Here is a 10428-nt window from a genome sequence, read left to right as displayed (position 1 = left end):
GCCCGGCACCGGGCTGGCCGTCTGGGCGAGCGCCGGCGAGACGAACAGAGCGGCGGAGGCGAGAAGCGCGGCAGTCAGGGAGTTCATGGGCAACCTTGATGCAAAGCGGGGACGGGAGCGCTATGGAACCTGAAACGGGGTTAGGGCAAGGTCGATGCGCGGTTGGTTTTACATCCTGATGACGACGCTGTTCATGCTGGTGGCGGCAAGCCCCGGCATGGCCGAAAGCGCGCCCGCGCCCGGCGCGATCCATCTGCCGATGCGCCTGGTCGCCGAGAGCGCGACTCCGGCGGCGGGCAGCACGACCACGCTCGCCATCGTCGCGACGCCGGACAAGGGCTGGCACGGTTACTGGAAGAATGGCGGCGACGCGGGCCTGCCGACCGAAGCGCACTGGACGCTGCCCAAGGGGCTCCGGGCAGGTGAATTGCGCTATCCGGTGCCCGGACAGCTGAAGATCGCCGGGCTGATGAACTATGTCTATGAGCGGCCCTTTACGCTGCTCGTCGACATGGCCGTCCCCGCCGGACTGGCCAAGGGCACGCCGCTGCCGGTCACGGTCAAGCTCGACTATCTGGTGTGCACCGACACCATCTGCGTGCCGGAAAGCCAGACGCTGTCGACCAGGCTGACGGTGGGCGACGGCGCGGTGACGCCCGCGACGCGTGCGGAGTTCGACCGCTGGCGCGCGGCGCTGCCCAAGCCGCTGGGCGGTGACGGGGTGATCGAGACGGTAGGGAAAAGCGTGCGCATCGCCGTGCCGCTGCCCGCCTCGGTCGCGGTCAAGAACGCCTATTTCTACCCCGAGCGCAGCGGCATCATCGACCATGCCGCGCCGCAGGTCATGACACGCAGCGGCGACCAGCTGATTCTCGCCATCCCCGCCGCCGCGGTGCCGACGCCGGGGCCGGTATCGGGCGTGCTGTCGATCGGCGATGGGCAGGGGCTGTCCTTCGCCGCCAAGCCCGGCGCGATCGCGGGTATGCGTGGGGGGGCGGACCATGGCTTCGGCGCGATCGCGCTGGCGTTTCTGGGCGCGGTGGCGGGCGGGCTCCTGCTCAACATCATGCCCTGCGTCTTCCCGATCCTGAGCCTGAAGGCGCTGAGCCTGGCCAAGGGCGGCGGGGACGAGCGCCATGCGCGGGCCGAGGCGCTGGCCTATACGGCGGGCGTCGTGCTGGTGTGCGTGGGGTTGGGCGTCGTGCTGTTGGCCTTGCGCGCAGGGGGGCAGAGTGCGGGCTGGGCGTTCCAGCTTCAGGACCCGCGCGTCATCGGCCTGTTGCTGCTGCTGGTCGCAGGGATCGCCTTCAACCTGGCGGGGCTGTTCGAGCTGCCGACGCCCGCCTTTGCGGGCCGTTCGGGCGCGATGGGATCGTTCGCGACCGGCGCGCTGGCGGCGTTCGTCGCGACGCCGTGTTCGGGGCCTTTCATGGCGGGCGCGCTGGGCGCGGCACTGGTCCTGCCCGCCGCCGCCGCGCTGGCGGTGTTCGCGGGGCTGGGGATCGGGATCGCGCTGCCCTTCATCGCGATCGGCTTTGTGCCCGCGCTGCGGCGGCGGCTGCCCAAGCCCGGCATGTGGATGGTGCGGTTGCGCCATATCCTGTCGGTGCCGATGTTCCTGACCGCGCTCGCACTGGCCTGGATCCTGGGGCAGGAGGCGGGGGTGAGCGGCATGACGCTGGGCCTGGCCGCCGCGCTGCTCGCGTCGCTGGGCTTCTGGTGGACGGGCCTTCGCCAGCATGGCGGCAAGGGGCGGGCGGGCTGGCCCGCCGTCGCGGCGTTGGTGCTGGCGGTCGGGATCGTCGTGACGGTCAAGCCCGCCGCCGCCGTCGCCAAGGCGACCGCCGACACCGCCTTTACCGAGGCGAAGCTGGAGGATTTGCGCAAGCAGAACCGGCCGGTCTTCGCCTATTTCACCGCCGACTGGTGCCTCAGCTGCAAGGTCAACGAGGCCGCCGCGATCGAACGATCCTCGGTGCGCGACGCGTTCCAGCGCAACAAGGTGGCGGTGCTCGTCGGCGACTGGACCGATGGCGATCCGGTTTTGGGACGCTTTATCGAGCGGCATAACCGGGCGGGGGTGCCGCTCTACCTCTATTACGCACCGGGAGCGAAAGAGCCGCAGGTCCTGCCGCAGGTCCTCACCCCGTCGATGCTGGAGAAGCTGGGGGCGTAAGTCCCTCTAAATCCTCCCCTGTAAGGGGAGGTGGCAGGGCGCAGCCCTGACGGAGGGGTGTCGCCCTCTCGATAGCGGGATACCCCTCCGACGCGCTGTGCGCGCCACCTCCCCTTGCAGGGGAGGATTTATCCTATGCCCCCCTTGCGTACCCCCTTCCTGCGGTGCAGCATGGAACCCAGGTACAAGGGGGAGCGTAACGACCGGATGGGGATGATCGCCGCGTTCGACGAAATCATGGGGGGCTCCGGCGCGGTCGCGTCACGCCCCGAACTATCCGCCTTGCATCGCTGGCTCGATACCACGTCCGATACCGAATTGCGCCGCCGCCAACAGGCGGCCGAGGCGACCTTCCGGCAGCTGGGCATTACCTTCGCTGTCTATGGAGAAAGCGACGCGGCGGAGCGGATCATCCCGTTCGACATCGTGCCCCGTGTGTTTCTGCCCGACGAATGGGCACGCCTGTCCGAAGGGCTGGTTCAACGGGTCGAGGCGATCAACGCGTTCCTCGACGACATTTATGGCGAGCGGAAGATCCTGCGTGACGGCATCCTGCCGCCCGACCTGATCTTCGGCAATCCGCAGTTCCGGCCCGAAATCGCGGGGATGCGCCCGCCGCACGGCGTCTGGGCGCATATCTGTGGCATCGACCTGGTGCGCACCGGACCGGACGATTTCTTCGTGCTGGAGGACAATGCCCGCACGCCCTCCGGCGTCAGCTATATGCTGGAGAACCGCGAGGCGATGCTGCGCCTCTGCCCCGAGCTGTTCCGCCAGTTCCGGGTGGCGGCGGTCGACAGCTATCCCGACCGGCTGCTCGCGACGATGAAGTCGGTCGCGCCCCACGGCGTCGCCGAGCCGACCTGCGTCGTCCTGACGCCCGGTCATTACAACTCCGCCTATTACGAACACAGCTTCCTGGCCGATTCGATGGGGATCGAGCTGGTCGAGGCGGCCGATCTGGTGGTCGATGACGATATCGTCTGGATGCGTACCATCGCGGGGCGCGTGAAGGTCGATGTCATCTATCGCCGCGTCGATGACGATTTCCTCGACCCCCTGGTCTTCCGCCCCGATTCGATGCTGGGCGTGCCCGGCCTGATCGCGGCCTATGCGGCGGGCAATGTCGCCATCCTCAACGCACCGGGCAACGGCATCGCCGACGACAAGGCGATCTACAGCTATATGCCGGACATCGTCCGCTATTATTCGGGTGCCGAGCCCAAGCTGAAGAATGTCGAGACCTGGCGTTGCCGCGAGCCCGAGGCGCTGTCCTATGTGCTCGACCATCTGGACGAACTGGTCGTCAAGCTGGTCGACGGGTCGGGCGGATATGGGATGCTGGTCGGCCCGACCGCGACCAAGGCGCAGATCGAGCATTTCCGCGCCGCGCTGATCGCCGAGCCGCATCGCTATATCGCGCAGCCGACGCTGGCGTTGTCGACCGTGCCTACGCTGGTCGAAAGCGGGGTGGCCCCGCGTCACGTCGATTTCCGCCCCTTCGTCCTGACCGGCCGGAACGGGGTGGAGGTGACGCCGGGCGGCCTGACCCGTGTCGCCCTTCGAGAAGGCTCGCTGGTCGTCAATTCGAGCCAGGGCGGGGGGACCAAGGACAGCTTCGTCCTGCTCCATCCCGAACCGGAAAGCTGGATCCAGGTGCAGGGCCAGGATTCGCAGATCCAGTCGCAGGGGGTGCGCTGATGCTCTCGCGGACTGCATCCTCGCTCTACTGGCTGGGGCGTTATTTCGAGCGGGCGGATTTCATCGCCCGACTGGTCGAGGCGACTGTCCGGCTCGACGTGCTGTCACCACGTTCGGCAGGGCTGGCTGCCTGGGGTTCGGCGCTGGCCGTGACCGACACGTCCAGCGCCTTTGCCGAGGGCGGGCGCGAACTGCGGCGGCGTGAGGTCGCGCGGTTCCTGACGGTCGAGACCTGCCATCCGGGCTCGATCGTCCGCTGTGTCGACATGGCGCGGACCAATGCGCGGGCGGTGCGCACCGCGCTGACCCGCGAGGCGTGGAGCGCGATCAACCGCGCCTGGCTGCATTTCGAGGGCAAGCCCGCCGCCGATGATCCGACCGCCGTGCTGAGCCTGGTCGAGGCGGTGAAGAACGAGACGCGCGGCTTCGAAGGCGCGGTCCACCGGATGCTGCGCAACCAGACGACCTGGTTCATCCGGCTGGGCCAAGCGGTCGAGCGCGCGGACAATACCGCGCGGCTGCTCGACGTGAAATATCACATCCTGCTACCCGCGGGCGAGCGGATCGGTGGCGTGGTCGATCGCGATCAGTGGACGACGATCCTCCAGACCGTGTCCGCCGTCACCGCCTATCGCTGGCTCTATTCGGACGGGTTGAAGCCCGCCAATGTGATCGACCTGCTGATCGCGCGCACCGAGCTGCCGCGTAGCTTGGCGGCGTCGGTCGAGGAAACGGTGGACGTGCTGGGGCAACTCGCCCGGCGAACGGGGCAACATGGGGAAGCGGATCGTATGGCCAGGTTGCGTGCAAACCGGATGACGAAGACGCGGTCGGGCGACGTGATCGCGGGCGGGCTTCACCAATATCTGGAAGCCTTTATTCAGGAGAATGCCCTGCTGCACGCCGCGATCGGCCGTCAGTTCAAGTTCGCCTGATGCGCATCGCGATCGAGCACCAGATCGTCCATCGCCCGAACCCCGGGCGGCCGACGATGGTCCAGATGCTGCGCCTGACGCCGGAGAATTTTGATGACCAGACGGTGGCGCACTGGCGGATCGACGTCGATTGCGACGCCCGACTTCGGCGGGGGCAGGACGGGTTCGGCAACGCCGTCACCATGCTCTATGTCGAGGGCGCGCCGGAGACGGTGACGATCACCGCGACCGGCGAGGTGCTGACCAGCGATGCGCATGGCCTGATCCATGGCGCGACCGAAACCCTGCCGCCCGCTTTGTTCCTGCGGTCGACGCCGGTGACGCCGGGCGACGCCGCGATTACGGCCTTTGCGGCCCAGGCGGCGCTAGGGACGGAAGGGCCGCTCGCGGCGCTCCATGCGCTCAATCTGGCGCTGCACCGTCGTTTCACCATTGCGCGCGATGTGCCCGCCAAGGGCCTGGATGCGGCACAGGCGTTCGCCGAGGAGACGGCCAGTCCTTGCGACCTGGCGCATATCTTCTGCGTCGGTGCGCGCTCGCTGGGTATTCCGGCGCGCTACGTCTCGGGTTTCGCGGCCTGGGACGGCGAGACGCGGGGACAGGCGCATTGCTGGGCGGAGGCGCATGTCGAGGGGCTGGGCTGGATCGGCTTCGATCCCTCGACCGGGTTCAGCCCGCAGGACGCGCATGTCCGCGTCGCGGTGGCGCTCGATGCCACTGGCGCGGCGGCGGTGGCGGGGGAACCCTGGGGGCAGGCCAAGGCGAGCGGCGAGGATCAGTAATATCCTCCCCGGCATGGGGAGGTGGCAGGCCGAAGGCCTGACGGAGGGGGGGCTTCCGCAATGGGGCTCCCTTGCGGCGCTCTCCTGACTGGGGATGAGAGGACACAAGCCGGATCGACATTCGGCCATGCCCGTTCTTCCCTCGCCCCTCGCAGAGGGAGAGGGTTGCGCAGACTTGGTCTTTGCGTAGCAAAGGCTTAGTCGGAGCTGGGTGAGGGGTGGGCGCTCGCATGGGCGAGCGTGCGAGCCCGCAGGGCTCGCTCGACCCCTCACCCAAGCTGCGCTAGCCAGCACGCTGGCAAGCTTCGCTAACCCTCCCGCCTGTCCAGGGGAGAGGCAAAGACGATGCGTTATGAATGCCGATCGGTCCTAAGCCAGTGCTTCGACGGGCGGCGGCGCCACCGAGGCGGCCTGTTCGTCGGTCAGCAGCGACCAGCCGCGCGGACCCAGTGCTTCCAGCGGTTGGTAGCGGGTCTTGTACGCCATACGCGGCGAGCCCTTCACCCAATAGCCGAGATAGACGTAAGGTAGCTCGGCCGCGCGGGCGCGCAAGATGTGGTCCATGATGATGAAATTGCCGAGGCCCGGCCGCTTCTCGTCCTGGGTTTCGTAGAAGCTGTAGATCATCGACAGGCCGTCGCCCTGCCGGTCGGTCAGGCAGGCGCCGACCAGCCGTCCGCGCGCGCCGTCCGGGCCGGTCGGCTCGCGATATTCGACCAGCACCGTCTGGACCGGCGACAGCTCGACCATGTCGGCATAGTCGCTGTCGTCCATCGCGGTCATGCCGCCGCCGGGGTGCCGTTCGCCCAAATAGCGGCGAAGCAGGTCGAACTGCTCGGTGGTCGCCCAGGGCTGGCAGGCGGTGACTTCCAGATCGGCGTGACGGCGCAGCAGCTTGCGCTGGGTGGCGTTGGGGCGAAAGCCGCCCGCGACCACGCGCACCGAAATACAGGCGCTGCAGCCTGCGCAGGACGGGCGATAGGCGACGCCCTGGCTGCGCCGAAAACCGATACGGCTGAGCGCCTCGTTCAACTCGCCCGCATGTTCGCCGTTCAGTTCGGTGAACACCTTGCGCTCGTCACGCCCCGGCAGATAGGGGCAGGGCGCGGGGCTGGTGACGAAGAAGCGCGGAAAACGAAAAGGCGCGGTCACCGCCGGGCAGATCCTTCAACTGGGTTTCGAAGCTCTTATGGACGCCTTTCCCGTCCGACGCGATGGGGGAGCATCGTTCGGAAACGGGACGGCGGGCGCAAAAACAAAAGCGGCTCAGGCCAGCTCCACCTGGGTCGTCTCGTAACCACCGGCGCGCAGCGCCTCGATCAGCCGGTGCAGGTGGAGCGCGTCACGCGTCTCGCACTCGATATCGGTGATCAGGCCCTTGGCGGGCAGGGTGGTGAAGACGCGCTGGTGGTAGACCTCGATGATGTTCACCCGCTCGCGGTCGAAGATCCGCGCGACGTTGAACAGCGCGCCGGGCTGATCCTGCAACCGGATGCGTAGCCGCGCCAGGCGCCCAGAACGCGCCAGGTCGCGCAACAGGACGTTGGCGAGCAGGCGCGTGTCGATATTGCCGCCGCACAGCACGATGCCGACCGTCTTGCCCCGGAAGCGCTCGGGGTGCGACATCAATGCGGCCAAGCCCGCCGCGCCCGCGCCCTCGACCACGGTCTTTTCGATCTGCAGGAGCGCGCTCACCGACTCTTCCAGATGGCGTTCGTCGACCAGCACGATCTCACGGACCAGCTGCGCCACCATCTGCGAGGTCAGGCCACCCGGCACCTTGACCGCGATCCCCTCGGCCAGCGTATCGCCCGCGCAAGGCAGGTCGGTGCCGTTCAGCTTGTTGTACATGCTGGGGAACAGTTCGGCCTGGACGCCGACCACCTCGACCGGCTTGTCCGACGCCGCCGCGACGGTCGCCATGCCCGAGATCAGGCCGCCGCCGCCGATCGGCACGATCAGCGTGTCGATGTCGGGCGCGTCCTCCAGCATCTCCAGCGCGACCGTGCCTTGCCCGGCGATGACGCGGGCGTCGTCGAAGGGGTGGACGAAGGTGAAGCCGCGCTCGGCCTCCAGCACGCGGGCATGGGCATAGGCGGCGTCGAAATTGTCGCCTTCCAGCACCACGGTCGCGCCGTGTCCTTCGGTCTGCACGACCTTCACGATCGGCGTGGTGCGCGGCATCACGATGGTGGCGGGCACACCCAGCCGGTTGGCGTGATAGGCCAGCCCTTGCGCATGATTGCCCGCCGAAGCGGCGATCACGCCCTTGGCCTTGGCTTCGTCGGAGAGTTGCAACAGCGTGTTGAGCGCGCCGCGTTCCTTATAGGCGGCGGTGAACTGCAGGTTTTCGAACTTCAGATAGACGGTCGCGCCGGTCAGCTTGGACAGAGTCTGGCTGATCAGGGTCGGCGTGCGGATGATCCGGTCCGAAATCCGCGCATGGGCGGCGCGGACATCGTCGATGGTGACGAGCGGGGACGGACTTTCCGAAGCGGCCTGAACGGCGGTGCGAGTAACCATGGATCAGGCCCTAGCGGATTGATGGCGGGAGGTGAACCGTTTCGGATGGGCCTATCCTTTCTCTTCTCCCCTCCCGCAGGCGGGAGGGGCCGGGGGAGGGCAGGAGGTCTCACCGAGCCTGTCGCCCGTGGCCTTCCCTCCCCCATCCCCTCCCGCCTGCGGGTGGGGTGTGCCCGGGCGCGGCGGATTGCGCCGTCGCAAACGTCCACTGTTGCACTGCCGCATCGCCCGTCGTCCGAAATCGTGCGCCGATGCAACAAGCCCCCGGCACCTGCGTTGCTGGGTCTTTGGGGCCATGCTAGGGCGACGCGATGATCACAGGGTTGCCACGGATGTCGCCGATGATCCTCCCCATCACCGGCCCTATCGTCCAGTCATGAGCGTCGCGCCGACCGGGATCGCCACCACCGCGTCCGAGGAATCTCACACCCATCATCCGCAAGGCATGGCGCGGCTCGCGCTGGGCGCGATCGGCGTCGTCTTCGGGGACATCGGCACCAGCCCGCTTTATGCGTTTCGCGAGACCTTCGCGAACCCGCACCACCCGCTGCCGCTCGACAATGCGCATATCCTGGGCGTCATCAGCCTGATCTTCTGGTCGATGATGATCGTCGTGTCGGTCAAATATGTCGCGATCATCATGCGCGCAGACAATAAGGGCGAGGGCGGCAGCCTGGCGCTGCTCGCGCTCGTCTCGGGCCAGACCAAGACGCGGCGCTGGTCGCGCGGCATCGTCCTGCTCGGCGTGTTCGCCACTGCGCTCTTCTACGGCGACAGCATGATTACGCCCGCCGTCACCGTGCTGAGCGCTGTCGAGGGCCTGGCGGTCGCCGCGCCCGCGTTCGGCGGCTTTGTCCTGCCGATCGCGATCACCATCCTGATCGTGCTGTTCAAGATCCAGCGATCGGGGACCGAGCGGGTCGGCCTGTTCTTCGGTCCCGTGATGCTCGTCTATTTCACGGTGATCGCGGTGCTGGGCATCATCAGCTTCGTCCAGACGCCCGAAATCCTGCTGGCGCTGTCGCCGCATCATGCGGTGCAGTTCTTCTTCATCGACCCGTTGCGCGGCTTTCTGGCACTCGGATCGGTGGTGCTGGCGGTGACGGGGGCCGAGGCACTCTATGCCGATATGGGGCATTTCGGGCGGCGGCCGATCGGCGTGTCCTGGTTGTGCTTTGTCCTGCCGGCGCTGATGCTCAACTATATGGGGCAGGGGGCGTTGCTGTTGCGCGAAGGCGCCGCCGCACTGGAGAGCCCCTTCTACATGCTGGCGCCCGAGGGGCTTCAGCTGCCGCTGGTCATCCTGGCCACTGCTGCGGCGGTCATCGCCAGCCAGGCGGTCATCACCGGTGCCTTCTCGGTCACGCAACAGGCGATCCAGCTGGGCTTCATGCCACGCCTGCGCATCGAGCATACATCGGCCATCACCGCGGGTCAGATCTATATCCCGCTCATCAACTGGCTGTTGATGGTCATGGTGATCCTGCTGGTGCTGTTCTTCCGCTCCTCGTCCAACCTGACATCGGCGTACGGCATCGCGGTGACGGGAGCGATGCTGATCGACACCTGCCTTCTGGGCGTGGCGTTGACCCGGTTGTGGAAATGGCCGCTCTACGCCGCCGTGCCGCTGCTCGGCCTCTTCTTCCTGGTCGATGGCGCCTATTTCCTGGCCAATCTGACCAAGGTGCCGTCGGGCGGCTGGTTCCCGCTGCTGGTCGGCTTCGTCATCTTCACCTTCCTCACCACCTGGTCGACCGGGCGCAAGCTGATGATCCAGCGGCTGCGCGAGGGGACGATGCCGATCCATATCTTCATCGATTCGGCGGCGGGTGCGGCCAGCCGGGTGCCCGGTACCGCGATCTTCATGACCTCCTCGCCCGAGGGGGTGCCGCACGCGCTGCTTCACAATCTGAAGCATAACAAGGTGCTGCACGAGCGGATCGTGCTGCTGACCGTCAAGATCATGAGCCAGCCCTATTGGCCCGAGGGCGACCGGGCCAAGCTCGACGATCTGGGCCATGGTTTTTACCGCCTGGTCCTGCGCTTCGGCTTTATGGAAGAGGCCGATGTGCCCGCCGCGCTCAAGCGGGTCGAGATGGCGGGCGGGACGTTCAAGATGATGGACACCAGCTTCTATCTCTCGCGCCAGACGCTGCTGGCGGCGGAGCGGCCGGGCATGTCGCTGTGGCGGGAAAAGCTGTTCTCCTGGATGCTGCGCAATGCCGAAAGCGCGATGGAGTTCTTCCGCCTGCCGACCAATCGTGTGATCGAGCTGGGCAGTCAGGTGGAAATCTGACCCAGGCTTCCGGTC

At 67.2% G+C, this 10428-nt stretch carries 7 protein-coding genes; 5 read left to right on the top strand and 2 right to left on the bottom strand.

Features of this window, described 5'->3' with window-relative positions:
• Nucleotides 1-154 precede the first annotated feature (154 nt).
• From QZ546_RS17085 to QZ546_RS17070, 4 genes are all read left to right on the top strand, one after another.
• Complete coding sequence (locus QZ546_RS17085; RefSeq protein ID WP_294240271.1) at nt 155-2176, top strand: protein-disulfide reductase DsbD; 2022 nt, start codon at nt 155-157, stop codon at nt 2174-2176.
• Between the two features lie 207 nt (nt 2177-2383).
• On the top strand, nt 2384-3877 hold the full coding sequence (locus QZ546_RS17080) for a circularly permuted type 2 ATP-grasp protein (RefSeq protein ID WP_294240278.1): 1494 nt from the start codon (nt 2384-2386) through the stop codon (nt 3875-3877).
• The gene (locus QZ546_RS17075) at nt 3877-4812 is read left to right on the top strand and encodes an alpha-E domain-containing protein (RefSeq protein WP_294240268.1); all 936 of its coding nucleotides are present in this window, start codon (nt 3877-3879) and stop codon (nt 4810-4812) included. Before QZ546_RS17080 ends, QZ546_RS17075 begins: the two co-directional genes overlap by 1 nt.
• Nucleotides 4812-5594, top strand: coding sequence for a transglutaminase family protein (locus QZ546_RS17070; protein ID WP_294240265.1), 783 nt, complete (start codon nt 4812-4814; stop codon nt 5592-5594). The genes QZ546_RS17075 and QZ546_RS17070 overlap by 1 nt, the downstream gene beginning before the upstream one ends.
• A gap of 369 nt (nt 5595-5963) precedes the next feature.
• On the opposite strand, the gene QZ546_RS17065 is transcribed toward QZ546_RS17070, so the two are convergent.
• Complete coding sequence (locus QZ546_RS17065; protein WP_294240262.1) at nt 5964-6746, bottom strand: arginyltransferase; 783 nt, start codon at nt 6744-6746, stop codon at nt 5964-5966.
• Nucleotides 6747-6860: 114 nt separating this feature from the next.
• Nucleotides 6861-8117, bottom strand: a complete 1257-nt coding sequence (locus tag QZ546_RS17060; protein ID WP_294240259.1) for a threonine ammonia-lyase — start codon at nt 8115-8117, stop codon at nt 6861-6863.
• Between the two features lie 376 nt (nt 8118-8493).
• On the opposite strand from QZ546_RS17060, the gene QZ546_RS17055 reads away from it, so the two are divergent.
• A complete protein-coding gene (locus QZ546_RS17055) occupies nt 8494-10413 on the top strand; it encodes a potassium transporter Kup (protein ID WP_294240257.1) in 1920 nt (639 codons plus the stop codon).
• Nucleotides 10414-10428 lie beyond the last annotated feature (15 nt).

This window comes from uncultured Sphingomonas sp., from assembly GCF_913062585.1.
Taxonomy (GTDB): Bacteria; Pseudomonadota; Alphaproteobacteria; order Sphingomonadales; family Sphingomonadaceae; genus Sphingomonas.
This window is presented reverse-complemented; position numbering and strand designations above follow the sequence as displayed.

Excerpts from the sequence above, each read along its gene's own strand:
- QZ546_RS17085 (WP_294240271.1), top strand. The coding sequence starts at position 155 with ATGCGCGGTTGGTTTTACATCCTGATGACGACGCTGTTCATGCTGGTG.
- QZ546_RS17080 (WP_294240278.1), top strand. The coding sequence starts at position 2,384 with ATGGGGATGATCGCCGCGTTCGACGAAATCATGGGGGGCTCCGGCGCG.
- QZ546_RS17075 (WP_294240268.1), top strand. The coding sequence starts at position 3,877 with ATGCTCTCGCGGACTGCATCCTCGCTCTACTGGCTGGGGCGTTATTTC.
- QZ546_RS17070 (WP_294240265.1), top strand. The coding sequence starts at position 4,812 with ATGCGCATCGCGATCGAGCACCAGATCGTCCATCGCCCGAACCCCGGG.
- QZ546_RS17060 (WP_294240259.1), bottom strand. The coding sequence starts at position 8,117 with ATGGTTACTCGCACCGCCGTTCAGGCCGCTTCGGAAAGTCCGTCCCCG.
- QZ546_RS17055 (WP_294240257.1), top strand. The coding sequence starts at position 8,494 with ATGAGCGTCGCGCCGACCGGGATCGCCACCACCGCGTCCGAGGAATCT.